This is a genomic window from Pseudomonas sp. ASL8 (assembly GCF_056680355.1).
Genome location: NZ_CM155278.1, coordinates 87,952 through 103,894, shown reverse-complemented (window position 1 = coordinate 103,894; position 15,943 = coordinate 87,952). Strand labels below are relative to the sequence as shown.

Here is a 15,943-nt window from a genome sequence, read left to right as displayed (position 1 = left end):
AGTTCATTAAAACTGACTGCCCCCGGACACAACTGTTCAATCGGGAGGGGCGTCATCGGTCGCCGGGTGGATTCAGAACTTGGGGCCGGACCGGGTGTTATTGCCTTTGGCCATGCGGTCATACAGCACCACATTGACGGTGGCAGCCAGGTTCATGCAGCCAGTGGTGGGGATGTACACCACGTCTTCGCACCAGTCACGGATGCTTTTATCCAACGTACCGTCTTCAGGGCCGAAGATGTAAATAGCGCGATCCGGGTGAGTGTATTCAGGCAGCGAGCGTGCGCCCTCGACCAGTTCCACGGCGACCGGGACGCAGCCCAGAGGCAGGATTTTCTTCAGATCGTCGATGCCGATCAGCGGAATGTCTTGATGGACTTTTTTGGTGTCGGTGATGAAGTCACGGGCACGCTCGTAGCGTTTGCCGGTGTAGAACACCGACGCCACGCCGTAGCAACCAGCCGCACGCATCACCGAACCGACGTTTTCCGGGGATTTGGGGTTATACAAACCAATGCAGCTGTACCGTTTATTCGCCACGTGCCGGTGCTCTTGAAGGAAAGCTGGCGATTATACGGCATAGATGATCGTTCCCACGCAGAGGGTGGGGCACGATCATCGTTTGCAGGCTACTCGTCTTTCTTCATCAACCCCGCCAAGGCGGCGAAAGGGTTGTGGGTGGCTTTGGCAATCTTCGGGCTGCTGGTCGAACCTTCGGAGAAGTATTGCTGATCGGTGTACCGCGAGTGTTCATTGTCGTGGCAGTACAGGCACAGCAGCTCCCAGTTGGAGCCATCCTGGGGGTTGTTGTCATGGTTGTGGTCGCGGTGGTGCACGGTCAACTCGCTCAGGCGCTTGCCTGCGAACTCACGGGCGCAGCGGCCGCACACATGGGGGTACATCTTTAACGCTTTGTCGCGATAACCCATCTCACGGTCGCGCTGGTTGTCGGCCAGAATGCGGTCCAGCTTGGCGGTGTGGGAGGGTGGGTTGGCCGAACTCATGGGTTTCACCTGTTTTACTGATCGGTAATGGATGCAAGTCTAGCGCTTTGCCGCGCGATCAGCCTTTGAGTTTTTCCGCGATCCAGATGGTGTGCCGGGTGCCCTTGTTACCGTGGGCAAACACCTGCACCTCTTCAGCCTTGAAACCGGCTTTGCGCAGCTTGTCGGAAAACTTCTGGTCCGCGCTGGCCGACCACACGGCCAGGATGCCTTTGGGCCGTAGCGCCTGGGCGCAGGCGCTAAGGCCGCCAGACGAATAGAGCCAGCTGTTGGACTTCTGCGTCAGCCCTTCAGGGCCGTTATCGACGTCAAGCATGATCGCGTCGAAGCCCTGGGGCTCGCTCTTGAGCACCTGGGCGACGTCCTGAACGACAATTTTAGCCCGGGGATCGAGCAATGGATTGCCCGATTTCTCCCCCAGCGGTCCGCGATTCCACTCGACCACGCCAGGCACCAGTTCGGCGACCACGACTTCAGCGTTTTTGCCCAGGTGTTTGAGCGCGGAGGCCAGGGTGAAACCCATGCCCAATCCGCCAATCAACACCCGTGGAAGCACCCGATGGGTGACTTTTTTGCAGGGAATTTCGGCGAGCGCGTCTTCGGAGCCGTGCATGCGCGTGTTCATCAACTGGCCGCCATCGCCGCCCTGAATTTTGATCACGAAATCTTCGCCGTACTCGAACAGGCACAAGGCACCGCCGTTATCGGGAATCGGAGTGGTGTCGAGCAGAACGAAACGTTTCATTGAGAACTCATTGAAAGACAGCTTTTTGAGAGGGCAACTTTGTCACGCAAGGAGTAGCCTGAGCCTGACAAAAATTGCTTGGCATCGGAGGCCATTGATGAAGCGCTCTATTCTAACGGCGATTGTCCTGGCGACGCTCTCGGTAACTGCCGTTTGTGCAGACAATCTGCAACCGGTTCCCACGACACCGGTCCCCGGGTCGCCGGGTACAGCAACGCCGACGCCTTATCCGCAAGTGATGCCGCCCAGCACCCCTCGAGCGGGCGGGAACGAAGGCAATGCGCCGTTGCTGCCAAAAATCGAAATGCCGCGCCCGCCCAAGGACCAGTCGTTGCCAGGTCTTGAGCAAAACGGCAAACACCTGGAAGACTCATCGCAAAAAGACAGCGCGCAAAAAAGTCTGTAGCGATCAGACCTGCTGTGAAAGCAGTTGTCCGTCGACCATGCGCAGGCGTTTGGACAACGCGACGGCAATCGAACGAATGATTTTTGCGGCAATTCTGGGTGCGTCGTTGAGCATTTTATCCAGCGAGTCCTTGCCCAGATTCAGCAAGCAGCAAGGGGTGGCCGCGATGCAACTGGCTGAGCGGCGTTCACCGTCAAGCACCGCCATTTCACCGAACGCGCGACCTTTACGCAGGTTGGCGATCTCGATCGATTGCCCATCATTGTTGAGTTTGCGCACCGAGACCGTGCCTGAATGGATGATGCACATGAAGCTGCCGGCATCGCCTTCCTTGAATATTTCCTGACCTTGCTCGATGGTGCTGATGCTGAAATAGCCCGCTGCCGCCTGAAAGTCGGCAGGCAGCAAGGTATTGAACAGACCGCAGTCCATCAGCATGTCGCGGATTTCATTGTTCAGGGAGGTGGGTTCTGACATGGCTCGACAGTCTTGTTTGTGGTTGGAGAAGGGGGCGATGGAAAGGGCCTGCGATGCAGACCCTCTTCTAAGACCCATCAAACGACGGGAGTTCCCTCGGTCAGTTGCAGTACTTTTAAAACAAACGCGTATTCCAGCGCCACGTCGCGTAGTCCTTGATAACGACCGCTCATGCCTCCGTGCCCTGCACCCAGCTCGGTCCTGAGCAGCAACAGATTGTCGTCGGTCTTGTTGGCGCGCAATTTTGCCACCCACTTGGCCGCTTCCCAATATTGCACGCGGGTGTCGTTGTAACCGGCAATTACCAGGGTCGCCGGGTAAGGTTGGGCGCTGACATTTTCATACGGCGCGTACCCCTTGATGCGCTCGTACACGTCTGCTTCCTCCGGGTTGCCCCATTCGTCGTATTCCGTGACGGTCAGCGGCAGGTCTGGATCGAGCATGGTGTTCAGCACATCGACAAACGGTACTTCGGCAATCGCCGCCTTGAACAACTCCGGGCGCTGATTAAGTACCGCGCCGATCAACAAACCACCCGCGCTGCCGCCACTGATGATTAATTGCCCGGCTGTGGTCAGGCCGTTGTCGATCAGATGTTCGGCGCAGGCAATGAAGTCGCCGAAGGTGTTGTGCTTGTTTTCTTGTTTGCCGTCGCGATACCAGGCTTCGCCCAATTCGCCGCCACCCCGCACGTGGGCAATGGCGAACGCGATACCGCGATCTAGCAGGCTCAAGCGCGCATGGGAGAACCACGGATCGAGGCTTTCGCCATAAGCGCCGTAGCCATAGAGGTACAGGGGCGTCGAGGTGCCCTGGAGTTCTCGCTTGACCACCAGGCTGATCGGCACCTGCGTGCCATCTGCCGCAGTTGCCCACAGGCGTTGGCTGACGTAGGCGTCGGGGTCGAAGAGGCCGAGCACCGGAGTTTCCTTGAGCACCACTTGCTCACCCGTGGCCAGGGCCAATTGGCGCACCTGTGCCGGGCGATTGAGCGATTGATAACGCAGGCGAATCGTGTCGCTCTTGAACTCGAGTGTGTCCTGCACATACAGGCTGTACGCGGCATCGGGCAATTGCACACGATAAGACGGCAGACCTTGGGGATGCACTTCAATGATCGGCAGACCGCCTTCGCGCAAACTCAGGCTCATGCCTTTGGCATTGAGGCTCAACCCTTCAAGCATCACCGTGTCGCGATGAGCGATCAGGGTTTGCCAGTCTTCACGGGAGGGTGCGCCGCTGGCTTTTTCAGCCGCCTGATACAGGGCGAAGTTGATACCGCTTTGGTTGCTGCGGATCAGCCAGTTCCATGCGCCATCGATTTGGCCGTGGTCCGGGAAGTACTCATGACCTTCGACGCGCGGCGCTATGCAGACAAACGCCTGATCGGGCTTTTCTGCGTCCAGCACCCAGGCCTCGCTGGTGGTTTTGCTGCTGAGTAACAGTACCAACTGCCGCTCGGAACTGGTGCGGTAACAATTGAGGAAGAAGCGCCCGTCCGGTTCGTTGAACACCAGGTCCGCCGAGTCGTTGCCCAGGTGATGGCGATAAAGTTTATGCGGGCGATGGGTGTCATCCAGTTCGCCAAAGAACAGCGTCTGGCTATCGTTGGCCCAGGTCATGCTGCCATCGCAATCCTCGAAGGGCAGGTGGGTGACCTGGCCGCTGCTCAGCTCTTTGACGTAGAGCTGGTAGACCTCTTCGCCGTTGGTGTCGAGGCTGTAGGCCAGGCGCTGATGGTCGGGGCTGATGCTGAAAGCGCCCATCGAGAAAAAACCGCCAGCGGCCAGCACGTTGGGGTCGAGCAACAATTGTTGCTGCTGTTCATCGACGTGCAGCGAGTCGTCCGCCGGACGCGGGCAGCGGTAGTGCCGTGCGTATTCGTCGCCCTCGGTGGTGCGCGTGTAATACAAAAACGGGCCCCAGGGCGAGGGCAGGGACAGATCGGTTTCGAGAATGCGGCCCTTGATCTCCTGGAACAGGGTTTCGCGCAGGGCATCCTGATCGGCCAATTGCGTGTGCAGGTAATCGTTCTCGGCTTTGAGGTAGTCCAGAACCTCTTCGGTGTCGCGATTGTGCAACCACGCATAAGGGTCGGAACCCGTGTCTTTACGAGCGATCGGCGCGGTGGAGCGGGTGGCGGATGAAGGCATGCGGGGCTCTCTATAAAAATAATCGGGCCGTGAAAGACCTTGACTCAGCCGAGGATTGCCGCTGGGTGGCAACCGATTACTGACGCCGGGGAGGCCGGGTCAGTGAAAAGCCGTTATCATAAGCGCCTCTTTGCCTGGCTTACCACGAACGTCATGACCGAGAACGATTATCTAACCGCCTGGGGCCTTTACGCTTTCGCTGCGCTGGGCTGCCTGTGGGTGTGGTTCAAGCTGACCGGCTGGATGTGGCGCTGGCTGCGCGAGCCGTTGCGAGTCCTGGGTGCGGTCTTGCTGTTCAGTCCGACCATTATTGACCCGGTGAAGGAAAAATTCGCCCCGGCAGTCGCAATCACCGCGCTGGATCTGGCCTTCAAGGTCGGCAGCAACGTCTGGCGGGCGGTGTCGGACCTGGCCATGTACACCATGATTGCCTTTGGCCTGTACCTTCTTTTTGTGCTGGTGCGCTGGCCGCTGGAAAAACGCCGCAAAGCCCGTCAGCCTCAGGCCGGGACCGAGCCGCCTACCCCTGCACAGAGCGACGATGACGAACCCTTTGCTCCGGTTGACGATGATCGTTATGGACGCAACCCCGCAGCGGCTCCCGGCAGCAGCGCTAGCAGCCGTATACGGGTTGAACCGCGCCTGTAGAACTTCCGCTTCGTTGGCAAATGCGCCTCGCTTTGAGGCCGGCGCGACCTGCATTGCTGAACGTATTGAAGCGAGAGTTTAAGCATGTGTGAATTACTGGGCATGAGCGCCAACGTACCGACCGATATCGTGTTCAGCTTTACCGGGCTGATTCAACGGGGTGGACGTACAGGTCCGCATCGGGATGGTTGGGGCATCGCTTTTTACGAAGGGCGTGGCCTGCGTCTGTTCCAGGACCCGGCCGCGAGCAGCGAGTCGGAAGTCGCGCTGTTGGTGCAGCGCTACCCGATCAAAAGCGAAGTGGTCATTGGTCATATCCGTCAGGCCAATGTCGGCAAGGTCTGCTTGTCCAATACTCATCCGTTCGTCCGTGAACTGTGGGGCCGCAACTGGTGCTTCGCCCATAACGGCCAGTTGGCGCAATTCAATCCCCGCGCAACGTTCTACCGGCCGGTAGGCGATACCGACAGCGAGGCGGCCTTCTGTGATCTGCTCAACCGGGTCCGTGAAGCCTTTCCCGAGCCGGTCGAGATCGAGCAGTTACTGCCTTCGTTGGTCGAAGCCTGTGCCGAATATCGTAGCAAAGGTGTATTCAATTGCCTGCTGAGCGATGGCGATTGGCTGTTCTGTTTCTGTTCGAGCAAGCTGGCGCACATCACTCGGCGTGCGCCGTTCGGCCCGGCTCGCCTGAAGGATGTCGATGTGATCGTCGATTTTCAGGCAGAAACCACCCCCAATGACGTGGTGACGGTGATCGCCACCGAGCCGTTGACCGAAAACGAGACCTGGACGCGTTACGAGCCGGGGGAATGGAGCTTGTGGCGCCGCGGCGAGTGCGTGGTCCAAGGCCGAACCTGAAAGAGAGGGACCTATGCTGCGAAGCTATCTGCGATTGGTATTGTTCACGGTGGGCCTGTTGCTCGGTGTGCAGATTCCGGGATTCATCAGCGATTACAGCAAGCGCGTGGAAGCGCACTTGATCGAGGCGCAGCAAAGCCTCAAAGGTTACTCCGACACTGCTGAACGCTTCTTCAAGGGCGATTTACAGGCGTTGGTCGCGCATTACCGCAGCAGTGAAGACCCGGTGTTTCGCAGTGATGCCGACAGCCTCAACCAATTGCTGACCCGCAATCAGTTGCTCGACCGCGAGTGGCAGGCCTTGCAGGGCCCTTGGTACGCCAAGGCCTGGCATGTGGTCTCTGCCGCCAATCCCGACATTCGCCGGGAGACTTTCAATGCGTACACGTACCAAGTCCTGCTAGTCCCGGAAGTCATCGCCTGGGGTATCGTCTGCGCCTTGCTGCTGGCGCTGGTGGTTGAGAGCTTCTTCCTGCTGATCGGCTGGGTGATCAATGGCGGACGGCGCAAGCCGGTGCTGAATCGGGATCTGCGCTAAACCCTTTCACGTCATCGGCTTGTCAGGCAGCAAAGGCCTGCCTGACAAGCCCCATCACTTTTTCTTATCCCGGCACCTTGGTTTTATTCGTTGGACGCCCTGTCCGATTACACTCAAAAATGCGCTCTACAGAGGCCAGTTCCTCAAAACTTCAACGCACACAGGACATTCCCTATGGGCCGCCTGTTATTGAATTGCGATATGGGTGAGAGCTACGGCGCGTGGACCATGGGTCTCGACGCTGAAGTGATGCCGTTTATCGACTGCGCCAATATCGCCTGCGGCTTCCATGCCGGTGATCCGGGGATCATGCGAAAAACGGTGAGCCTGGCCTTGGCCCATGACGTCATGATCGGTGCCCACCCGGCATACCCGGATCTAGTGGGGTTTGGTCGGCGCTCAATGGCCTGTACCCCGGCTGAAATCCAGGACTTGCTGCACTATCAGATCGGTGCGCTGGACGGCATTTGCCGGGTACAAGGTGGCCGCGTTCGCTACGTCAAACCCCATGGCGCGATGTACAACGACATGATGGCCAACCCCGAGCAGTTGCGTGCCGTGATCCAGGCTATCGCCCGCTACGATGCGCAATTGCCGCTGATGCTGATGGCCACTCGCGACAACAGTGCCGCGCAAGCGCTGGCTGATGAATTCGGCGTGCAGTTGTGGTTCGAAGCCTTTGCCGACCGCGCCTACGACCGCGCCGGGCGCCTGGTGTCACGGCAACTGCCGGGCGCCGTGCACCATGACCCTGAAGTCATCATCGCCCAGGCCCTCACGCTCTCCCGTGGTGAACCCTTGCGTGCCAGCGATGGCAGCGATCTGCACCTGAAGGCCGATACCCTGTGTGTGCATGGCGATAACGCCAGTTCGGTGAGCGCCGTACAGCGCATCCGCCAGGCGTTGGGTGAGCAATCAGCGTCATGAGGTTGCGCATAGAAGTGGTGGCCATCGATTGTTTGATGGTGCGTCTGTTCGATGCCATCGACGAAGCCAATATGCCGTGGATGCTGGCTGCCCGTGCACGGTTGCGTGAAAGCTTCGCCAGCCATTTGATTGATCTGGTGCCGTCCTACACCACCTTGATGGTCCATTACGACCTGACCCGGTTGAATCCGGATCAGGCTCGGGAATTGATTCATCAGGCGCTGGCCGATCTGGCGCCTGATCCGCAGGCCATTGGCAAACGCCATGTGCTACCGGTCTGGTATGACCTGAGCGTCGGCCCGGAACTGACGTTGTTGGCCAAGCGCAGCGGCTTGAGCATCAGCGAGGTCATTGCGCGTCACAGCGAGCGCGACTATCAGGTGTTTGCCTTGGGTTTCGCGCCAGGGTTCGCGTTTATGGGGCTGGTCGAAGAAATCCTCGCCGCGCCACGCCTGAGTACGCCGCGTAAGCGTGTGGCTGCCGGTAGCGTGGGCATCGCCGAGCGCCAGACAGCCGCTTACCCTGTGGTGTCGCCGGGTGGCTGGAACCTGATCGGCCGTACCCCCAGCAAGTTGTTCGATCGCCAGCGCGAGGGTTACAGCTTGATGCAACCGGGTGACCGTGTGTGCTTTACCTCCGTCGATCATGCCGAGTTCGTGCGCCTGGGCGGCGATGACACCCCGTTGGAGGTGCAGGCATGAGGGCTTTATTGATCGAAGCCAGCACCCCTTTGTGCCTGCTCCAGGATGCCGGACGTTTTGGTGTTCGTCATTTGGGCGTGACCCAAGGCGGGGCGGCAGATTGGGTCTCGATGTCCTGGGCGAACAAACTGCTGGGCAACCCGCTGGACGCGGCGGTGATTGAGGTGACGCTGGGCGGCTTGACCCTGCTCGCCGAACAGGATTGTTGTCTGGCGCTGGCGGGTGCCGATCTTGGCGCGATGCTCGACAGTCGGCCGCTGGCACCCTGGCGCAGTTTTTTCATACGCAAGGGCGAGCGGTTACGCTTTACCCAGCCAATCCTTGGCGCGCGAGCCTACTTGGCGGCGCCCGGCGGCTTCGATGCGCCACCGGTGCTCGGCAGTTGCGCTACGGTTGTGCGCGAAGAATTGGGCGGGCTGGATGGAATGGGCAAGGCGTTGGCCAAAGGGGATCACCTGTCTTACGCCGGTTCGGCGTTCGTCCTGCATGCTCTGCCGGATCATTTGATCCTCGACCTCAACCTGAACAGTCCATTGGACGTCGTGCTCGGTGCACAAATTGGCCAGTTCAGCGGCCTGAGCCTGTTCGATGCCTTCAACAGCGAGTGGACCCTCGACAGCCGTGCCGACCGGATGGGCATTCGTTTGTTGGGGCCAGAGTTGGTTTACCTGGGCGCGCCGCTGATCTCCGAGGGCATTCCGCTGGGCGCGATTCAGGTGCCGCCGGACGGGCAACCGATTGTGCTGCTCAATGACCGGCAAACCATCGGCGGGTACCCAAGGCTTGGAGCGTTGACCCCGTTGTCATTGGCCCGACTGGCGCAATGCCTGCCGGGCGCACCTGTCCGGCTCAAGCCGATTGTGCAGGCAACAGCGCATCAGCGGCATGTGGCGTATGTGCAGCGTTTTCAGGGTTGAGGGTGAAAGTAATGGCCTCTTCGCGAATGAATTTACGAGGTGGCCATTACTGTCAGGCAGCTATTTCGCCAAAAACCGCATACCTTCTTCCAGCCCACGCAAGGTCAGCGGGAACATCTGGTCGTCGATCAGATCGCGCACGATGTTGGTCGAGGCGGTGTAATTCCAGGTGTCTTTGGGGTAGGGGTTGATCCAGATGAGCTTCTTGTATTTCTCCTTGAAGCGCTGCATCCACAGATAACCCGGCTCTTCGTTCCAGTGCTCTACACTGCCACCCGCCTGGGTGATTTCGTAGGGCGCCATGGCCGCGTCGCCGATAAAGATCACTTTGTAATCGGCACCGTATTTGTTCAGCAAGTCCTGGGTGGCGGTGCGCTCCGCGCCACGGCGCAGGTTGTTCTTCCACACCGACTCATAAATGAAGTTGTGGAAGTAGAAATACTCCAGGTGTTTGAACTCGGTCTTGCACGCCGAGAACAGCTCTTCGCAGGTTTTGACGTGAGCATCCATCGAGCCGCCGATGTCGAACAGCAGCAACAACTTGATGGTGTTGCGCCGTTCCGGGCGCATCTGAATGTTCAGCAGGCCCGCATCACGGGCGGTGTGGTCGATGGTGCCGTCGATGTCGAGCTCTTCAGCGGCGCCTTGACGGGCGAATTTACGCAAGCGGCGCAGCGCAATCTTGATGTTGCGCGTGCCCAACTCGACCTGATCGTCGAGGTTCCGGTACTCGCGCTGGTCCCAGACCTTGACTGCTTTGCCTTGGCGCTTGCCAGCATCACCTACGCGGATACCTTCCGGGTTGAAGCCGCCTGAGCCGAATGGGCTGGTGCCGCCTGTGCCGATCCACTTGTTGCCGCCCGCGTGGCGTTCTTTTTGCTCTTCAAGGCGTTTCTTGAATTCTTCGATCAGCTTGTCCAGGCCACCCAGGGTCTGGATCTGCGCGCGTTCTTCGTCGGTCAAGGAGCGTTCGAACTCCTTGCGCAACCAATCTTCAGGGATCAGCGCCTGCAGATGATCATCGAGCTTTTCCAGGCCGTTGAAGTAGGCGCCGAACGCCCGGTCGAACTTGTCGAAGTGGCGTTCATCCTTGACCAGAATAGTGCGGGCGAGAAAGTAGAACTCGTCCATGTCAGCGAAGGTGACCCGCTGTTTCAGCGCATTGATCAGATCGAGCAGCTCGCGCACCGACACCGGCACCTTGGCTGCACGCATTTCATTGAACAGGTTGAGCAGCATGGCAATCGCCCTTATTCGTGCTTAGCGGTTGCCGCGACGGCTCATGAACGCCAGGCGCTCAAGCAATTGCACGTCCTGCTCGTTCTTGACCAAGGCTCCGGCCAGCGGCGGGATAGCCTTGGTGGGGTCGCGCTCGCGCAGCACCGCTTCGCCGATGTTGTCGGCCATCAGCAGTTTCAGCCAGTCGACCAGTTCCGATGTGGACGGCTTTTTCTTCAGTCCGGGGACTTTGCGCACGTCGAAGAACACATCGAGGGCTTCGCTGACCAGATCCTTTTTGATGTTCGGGTAATGCACATCGACAATCTTTTGCAGGGTGACGCGGTCCGGGAAGGCGATGTAGTGAAAGAAGCAACGGCGCAGGAACGCGTCAGGCAGTTCTTTTTCGTTGTTCGACGTAATGATGATGATCGGGCGTACTTTCGCTTTGATCGTTTCATCGATCTCGTACACATAGAACTCCATCTTGTCGAGTTCTTGCAGCAGGTCGTTAGGGAACTCGATGTCGGCCTTGTCGATCTCATCGATCAGCAGGATGACCCGCTCTTCGGCCTCGAAGGCTTCCCACAGCTTGCCCTTCTTCAGGTAGTTACGTACGTCGTGGACTTTATCCACACCCAACTGCGAATCACGCAAACGGCTGACGGCGTCGTACTCGTACAGGCCCTGATGCGCCTTGGTGGTGGATTTGATGTGCCAGGTAATCAGCCGGGCGCCGAAGGACTCGGCCAGTTGTTCGGCCAACATGGTTTTACCGGTGCCAGGCTCGCCTTTGACCAGCAGTGGCCGCTCCAGAGTGATAGCAGCGTTGACCGCGAGCTTCAGGTCGTCAGTGGCGACGTATGCGCTGGTGCCTTCGAACTTCATCTAAAAATCCTCGAACGGTATCGCCTGAAACGGCGCAAAAATGGGGTGCTTAATGTGCCGACTATACCGCGCAGGCCGGGCGACTGTGAACGCAGAGGCGCCATTCAGTCTCTGAATGGCGCGTCACGATTTGACTGGATCAAGATTAGATCAGCCGCTGTTTAAGTCCTGTCCCCTTTGAAAAAAGCACTAATCCACCTTGGCTACTGTGTTTTGCTGTTGTCATAGCGGGTGTTGAACGCCTGAATGAAGGCGTTGTGCAGGATCTGCAGGAATGCCTGAAAGCCGCTGATGTCTTGTTGGTGCACGCTGCCACTGAGTTCTACGCGGGTGGCGAACTGGTTTTTGCTCTGGTTCTTCAAGACGGTTTCGCTGGTGCCGACCACGGCTTCCCAGATCGAGCGGAAGAAGCTCTTGTTCTGGTTCTCGACATCCTGCTGCCAGTTGAACACCTCGACATCGCGCAGCAGCGGTTTGATATAGCCGCTGAGCTTGCCCTTTTTGGCTTGGGCTTCGATCACCAAGTCACCGCTGCCGGCATTGAAGTCGAATTTGCCGTAGGCCGAAGCGAAGTCGTTGAGGCTTTTAAGTTCTATCCCGATCGAACGGAGGCGGAAATCGAAGTCTTCAAAATTACTGAATGGATCGAATGTAGCCGAGGTTTCCAGCGGTGCGTTCCCGGGTAACAGGGCTTTGCCCTCAAATCGGGCTTCGTGCATGCCTTTTGCATCGGCGATATTGGTCAGGTTGAACAGGCTGGCGTTGACGTGATCGGCTTCGATCCTCACTTTCGGCGTCGAGTTGAAATTATTGAAGGTGATGCGTCCATCATCTATACGTACTTCGTTGAGGGTAATGGGCAACAGCTTGTTCAATTGGGCACGCCAGTCGGTGCCTTGACCGGTCTGCGAAGCTTGTTTGTTGGTGCCGCCGTCGACGAAGTTCAGTTCGGGTTTGATGAAGATTACCCGGGCCACCACGGCACGGTCATACCATAACGAATGCCAGCTCACGGCCAGGTCGATGACCGGCGCGTTGACGAATGGCACGGGCACCTTGCCTTGCACCTTGACGATACTCAGCCCGTTGATTCTGTACGCCCCACGCCACAGGGCCAGATCGACGTCGGCGACCTGGCCACGGTAGTCGCCCATAGTGGCGAGCTTATCGTTCAAATAGTTACGCACCAGATAGGGCAGGGCGATGTCTGCGGCAATCAGCAAGACAACGATTCCCGCAACGGTCCAAAGAGGCCAGCTATAGCGACGTTTCATGTTGAGGGTCTCCTGTTCAGTAGAGCTGTTGACTGTCTGGCTCGGCATCCGTTCGCTACGACTGGACGCACCCCGGCTGGCGGCATACGCTTTGAGTTTTTCAAGCACGTGCACAAGGACACCGCCATGAGCCGCATCTACGCTGACAATGCCCATTCCATCGGTAACACGCCGCTGGTGCAGATCAACCGTATCGCACCGCGCGGGGTCACTATCCTGGCCAAGATTGAAGGGCGCAACCCCGGATACTCGGTGAAATGCCGAATTGGCGCCAGCATGATCTGGGACGCTGAAAGCAGCGGTAAGCTCAAGCCGGGCATGACCATCGTCGAGCCGACTTCAGGCAATACCGGGATCGGTTTGGCTTTTGTGGCGGCAGCCCGTGGTTACAAGCTGGTGCTGACCATGCCTGCGTCGATGAGCATCGAACGACGCAAGGTGCTCAAGGCATTGGGCGCTGAACTGGTCCTGACCGAGCCTGCCAAAGGCATGAAAGGCGCCATCGAAAAAGCCGAAGAGCTGGTCGCCAGTAATCCGCCCCTCTATTTCATGCCCTCACAGTTCGATAATCCGGCCAACCCGGCGATCCATGAGAAGACCACGGGCCCGGAAATCTGGAACGACACCGACGGTGCCATCGATGTGCTAGTGGCGGGCGTGGGTACCGGTGGCACGATTACCGGGATTTCGCGTTACATCAAGCACACGGCGGGCAAGCCCATTCTGTCGGTGGCGGTCGAGCCCATTGGTTCGCCGATCATCAGCCAGACGCTGGCCGGTGAAGAAATCAAACCTGCCCCGCACAAGATTCAGGGGATCGGTGCAGGTTTCATACCCAAGAACCTCGACTTGTCGATCATTGATCGGGTCGAGCTGGTCAGCGATGAAGAGTCCAAGGCCATGGCATTGCGTCTGATGCGAGAAGAAGGGATTTTGTGCGGTATTTCTTGCGGCGCAGCGATGGCCGCAGCGGTACGCATGGCTGAAACTCCGGAAATGCAGGGCAAAACCATTGTCGTGATCCTGCCCGACTCGGGTGAGCGTTACCTGTCGAGCATGCTGTTCAGCGATCTGTTTACTGATCAGGAAAATCAGCAGTAACCTATTTTGGTCTTAGGTCGCTTTGTACCCGGCCCGTGAAGGCTTATGATGGCCGGCTTCCAACCCGCTGTGTGCGCATTTCGCAAAGACGGAATGCGTGAGCGGTTGTTCCCGCAACAGCCGCTTTCAGGATCAGATAATTAAAACAGTGCCGCGGCGTGCAGTTAGTTGTCTATTTTCAAGGAGAGTTTCATGACCTTTTCTTTCGCCGCCAAGGCCTCGATTTTGATGCTTTTCGTAGGCAGCACGCTGTATGTGCACCTGCGGGGTAAAGCGCGATTGCCCCTGCTACGTCAGTTCGTTAACCATTCTGCGTTGTTTGCCCCTTATAACGCGTTGATGTATCTGTTTTCCGGTGTGCCCTCGAAGCCTTACCTCGACCGCACAAAATTTCCTGAGCTGGACGTGCTCAAGGACAACTGGCAAATCATTCGTGACGAAGCCATGCATTTGTTCGACGAGGGATATATCCGCGCCGCCGAGAAGAACAACGACGCCGGTTTCGGTTCGTTCTTCAAAAAAGGCTGGAAGCGCTTTTACCTCAAGTGGTACGACAAAGCCTTGCCGTCCGCTGAACTGCTGTGCCCCAAGACCGTCGCGCTGGTGAACAGCATTCCCAACGTCAAAGGTGCGATGTTCGCGCTGTTGCCAGGGGATAGCCACCTCAACCCCCATCGCGACCCGTTTGCCGGTTCGCTGCGTTATCACTTGGGGCTGTCGACGCCGAATTCGGATGACTGCCGCATTTACGTCGATGGACAGGTATATGCCTGGCGCGATGGCGAAGACGTGATGTTCGATGAAACCTACGTGCATTGGGTCAAGAACCAGACCGAAACCACCCGGGTGATTCTGTTTTGTGACATCGAGCGGCCTCTGCGTTCCAAACTCATGACCCGCCTCAATCGCTGGGTCAGCAAGGTCTTGGGAAGCGCCACGGCGCCGCAGAATACCGATGACGAACGTGTTGGCGGGATCAACCAGGCGTATGCCTACAGCAAGCGTTTCAGCGATGGCATGAGCACCACCGTCAAACAGTTCAAGCGTCGTCACCCCAAGGCCTACCGCGTCATGCGTCCGGTATTGGCGGTCATCGTTCTGACCTTGCTCGGCTATTGGCTGTTCGGCTGATACAACGTCGGACGGGTGATTGTGTTCCGCACGCTAATGCCCACCTGCTGAAGCCTTCGCCACTGCGACAGGCTTCAGCACCAGCCACAACGCCACCGCAATCAATACGCCGCCATACAGATGTGCCCACGACAGCGGTTCATCGAGAAACAGTGCACCCCACAGCACGCCGAAGGGCGGGATCATGAAGGTCACGGTCATCGAGCTGAGCGGGCCAATGTCGCTAAGCAGCCGGAAAAACAGGATGTAGGCGAACGCGGTGCACACCAGTCCCAATCCGAGTAACGACAGCCACACGCTGCTCCCGCCCCAACTGGCGGGTGGATGGCTGATGACGCTGTAGCCGAACAGCGGCAGCAATAACAGCGTGGCGCCGAGCATGCTGCCGACGGTGGCGAGCCTTGGGTCGAGGCCACCTTGCTGATCGAGCCAGCGGTGAGCGAGGAAGCCGGCAAAGCCGTAGCTCGTCGTTGCCAGCAAACAGGCCAGCGCGCCGATCAGCAACTCCAGATCGAAAGCCACGGGCCCCGCACGGGTCAGGATGCCGACACCAAACAAACCGAGAAACACCCCCGCGATTTTCACCAGCGACAGTTTCTGGCTGAAGAACAACCCACCGATCAATACGCCCATCAGCGGCGTCGTTGCATTGAAAATCGATGAGTAACCCGCGGGCAATACTTGAGCGGCCAATGAATACAAGGTCGCGGGCAGCCCGGAGTTGATCATCCCCAGCAGCAGGCAGATTTTGAATTTGCCGCGAAAATCCCAATCAATCCGCATCAGCCAGAGGATTACCAGCAAGCCGCCGGCGGCAATGGATACGCGAAAAAACGCTGTCGGCACGGTGCCGAGCACGGGTGCGATGATCCGCATGAACAGGAAACTGGCGCCCCAGATGGCGGCAAGTGCTAATAAACGCAGGGTGTCAACAGGTCTCAAAGCCAGCTCCATGCC

The 15,943-nt window shown here is 58.3% G+C and carries 18 protein-coding genes; 9 read left to right on the top strand and 9 right to left on the bottom strand.

From position 1 onward, the window contains the following. Nucleotides 1–72: 72 nt before the first annotated feature. From AC1MEA_RS00515 to AC1MEA_RS00505, 3 genes are all read right to left on the bottom strand, one after another. The gene (locus AC1MEA_RS00515) at nucleotides 73–540 is read right to left on the bottom strand and encodes an RNA methyltransferase (RefSeq protein WP_219064228.1); all 468 of its coding nucleotides are present in this window, start codon (nucleotides 538–540) and stop codon (nucleotides 73–75) included. Between the two features lie 89 nt (nucleotides 541–629). Continuing rightward, on the bottom strand, nucleotides 630–1,004 hold the full coding sequence (locus tag AC1MEA_RS00510) for a YajD family HNH nuclease (protein ID WP_219064227.1): 375 nt from the start codon (nucleotides 1,002–1,004) through the stop codon (nucleotides 630–632). Between the two features lie 58 nt (nucleotides 1,005–1,062). Then, on the bottom strand, nucleotides 1,063–1,749 hold the full coding sequence (locus AC1MEA_RS00505) for a spermidine synthase (protein ID WP_219064226.1): 687 nt from the start codon (nucleotides 1,747–1,749) through the stop codon (nucleotides 1,063–1,065). Nucleotides 1,750–1,846: 97 nt separating this feature from the next. Here AC1MEA_RS00505 and AC1MEA_RS00500 point away from each other — a divergent pair, with 97 nt between their 5' ends. Then, entirely contained in the window at nucleotides 1,847–2,155 is a 309-nt protein-coding gene (locus AC1MEA_RS00500) for a hypothetical protein (protein ID WP_480916344.1), read from the top strand. Nucleotides 2,156–2,158: 3 nt separating this feature from the next. Here AC1MEA_RS00500 and AC1MEA_RS00495 read toward each other — a convergent pair whose 3' ends face one another. Next, nucleotides 2,159–2,632, bottom strand: coding sequence for a Crp/Fnr family transcriptional regulator (locus AC1MEA_RS00495; protein ID WP_219064224.1), 474 nt, complete (start codon nucleotides 2,630–2,632; stop codon nucleotides 2,159–2,161). 77 nt (nucleotides 2,633–2,709) lie between these two features. Continuing rightward, entirely contained in the window at nucleotides 2,710–4,785 is a 2,076-nt protein-coding gene (locus tag AC1MEA_RS00490) for a S9 family peptidase (RefSeq protein WP_480916343.1), read from the bottom strand. Between the two features lie 153 nt (nucleotides 4,786–4,938). Between AC1MEA_RS00490 and AC1MEA_RS00485 the strand changes: the two genes are divergently transcribed. From AC1MEA_RS00485 to AC1MEA_RS00460, 6 genes are all read left to right on the top strand, one after another. Beyond that, the gene (locus AC1MEA_RS00485) at nucleotides 4,939–5,433 is read left to right on the top strand and encodes an MFS transporter (protein ID WP_480916342.1); all 495 of its coding nucleotides are present in this window, start codon (nucleotides 4,939–4,941) and stop codon (nucleotides 5,431–5,433) included. Between the two features lie 84 nt (nucleotides 5,434–5,517). After that, nucleotides 5,518–6,291: a class II glutamine amidotransferase gene (locus AC1MEA_RS00480; protein ID WP_219064221.1), complete on the top strand. Its 774-nt coding sequence runs from the start codon at nucleotides 5,518–5,520 to the stop codon at nucleotides 6,289–6,291. Nucleotides 6,292–6,304: 13 nt separating this feature from the next. Further along, complete coding sequence (locus AC1MEA_RS00475; protein ID WP_219064220.1) at nucleotides 6,305–6,829, top strand: DUF2937 family protein; 525 nt, start codon at nucleotides 6,305–6,307, stop codon at nucleotides 6,827–6,829. Between the two features lie 174 nt (nucleotides 6,830–7,003). After that, nucleotides 7,004–7,756: a 5-oxoprolinase subunit PxpA gene (locus tag AC1MEA_RS00470; RefSeq protein WP_480916341.1), complete on the top strand. Its 753-nt coding sequence runs from the start codon at nucleotides 7,004–7,006 to the stop codon at nucleotides 7,754–7,756. Continuing rightward, nucleotides 7,753–8,457 carry a 5-oxoprolinase subunit PxpB gene (gene pxpB / locus AC1MEA_RS00465; RefSeq protein WP_480916340.1) on the top strand — a complete coding sequence of 235 codons (705 nt, stop codon included), beginning with the start codon at nucleotides 7,753–7,755 and terminating at the stop codon, nucleotides 8,455–8,457. Before AC1MEA_RS00470 ends, pxpB begins: the two co-directional genes overlap by 4 nt. Further along, a complete protein-coding gene (locus tag AC1MEA_RS00460) occupies nucleotides 8,454–9,374 on the top strand; it encodes a 5-oxoprolinase subunit C family protein (protein ID WP_480916339.1) in 921 nt (306 codons plus the stop codon). The genes pxpB and AC1MEA_RS00460 overlap by 4 nt, the downstream gene beginning before the upstream one ends. 60 nt (nucleotides 9,375–9,434) lie before the next feature. Here the strand turns inward: AC1MEA_RS00460 and AC1MEA_RS00455 are convergent, their stop codons facing one another. The 3 genes from AC1MEA_RS00455 to AC1MEA_RS00445 all read right to left on the bottom strand — a co-directional run bounded on the left by AC1MEA_RS00455 (nucleotide 9,435) and on the right by AC1MEA_RS00445 (nucleotide 12,754). Then, nucleotides 9,435–10,613, bottom strand: coding sequence for a vWA domain-containing protein (locus AC1MEA_RS00455; protein ID WP_449632755.1), 1,179 nt, complete (start codon nucleotides 10,611–10,613; stop codon nucleotides 9,435–9,437). A gap of 21 nt (nucleotides 10,614–10,634) precedes the next feature. Then, nucleotides 10,635–11,480 (bottom strand): AAA family ATPase, encoded by an 846-nt coding sequence (locus tag AC1MEA_RS00450; RefSeq protein ID WP_219064215.1) that lies wholly within the window; start codon nucleotides 11,478–11,480, stop codon nucleotides 10,635–10,637. 203 nt (nucleotides 11,481–11,683) lie between these two features. Next, on the bottom strand, nucleotides 11,684–12,754 hold the full coding sequence (locus AC1MEA_RS00445) for an AsmA family protein (protein ID WP_480916338.1): 1,071 nt from the start codon (nucleotides 12,752–12,754) through the stop codon (nucleotides 11,684–11,686). Nucleotides 12,755–12,880: 126 nt separating this feature from the next. Here AC1MEA_RS00445 and cysK point away from each other — a divergent pair, with 126 nt between their 5' ends. Both cysK and AC1MEA_RS00435 read left to right on the top strand, forming a co-directional pair. After that, a complete protein-coding gene (gene cysK, locus AC1MEA_RS00440) occupies nucleotides 12,881–13,855 on the top strand; it encodes a cysteine synthase A (RefSeq protein ID WP_219064213.1) in 975 nt (324 codons plus the stop codon). 192 nt (nucleotides 13,856–14,047) lie between these two features. Further along, the gene (locus AC1MEA_RS00435) at nucleotides 14,048–14,986 is read left to right on the top strand and encodes an aspartyl/asparaginyl beta-hydroxylase domain-containing protein (RefSeq protein ID WP_219064212.1); all 939 of its coding nucleotides are present in this window, start codon (nucleotides 14,048–14,050) and stop codon (nucleotides 14,984–14,986) included. A gap of 33 nt (nucleotides 14,987–15,019) precedes the next feature. Here the strand turns inward: AC1MEA_RS00435 and AC1MEA_RS00430 are convergent, their stop codons facing one another. Continuing rightward, nucleotides 15,020–15,928, bottom strand: a complete 909-nt coding sequence (locus AC1MEA_RS00430; protein ID WP_449632753.1) for a DMT family transporter — start codon at nucleotides 15,926–15,928, stop codon at nucleotides 15,020–15,022. Nucleotides 15,929–15,943 lie beyond the last annotated feature (15 nt).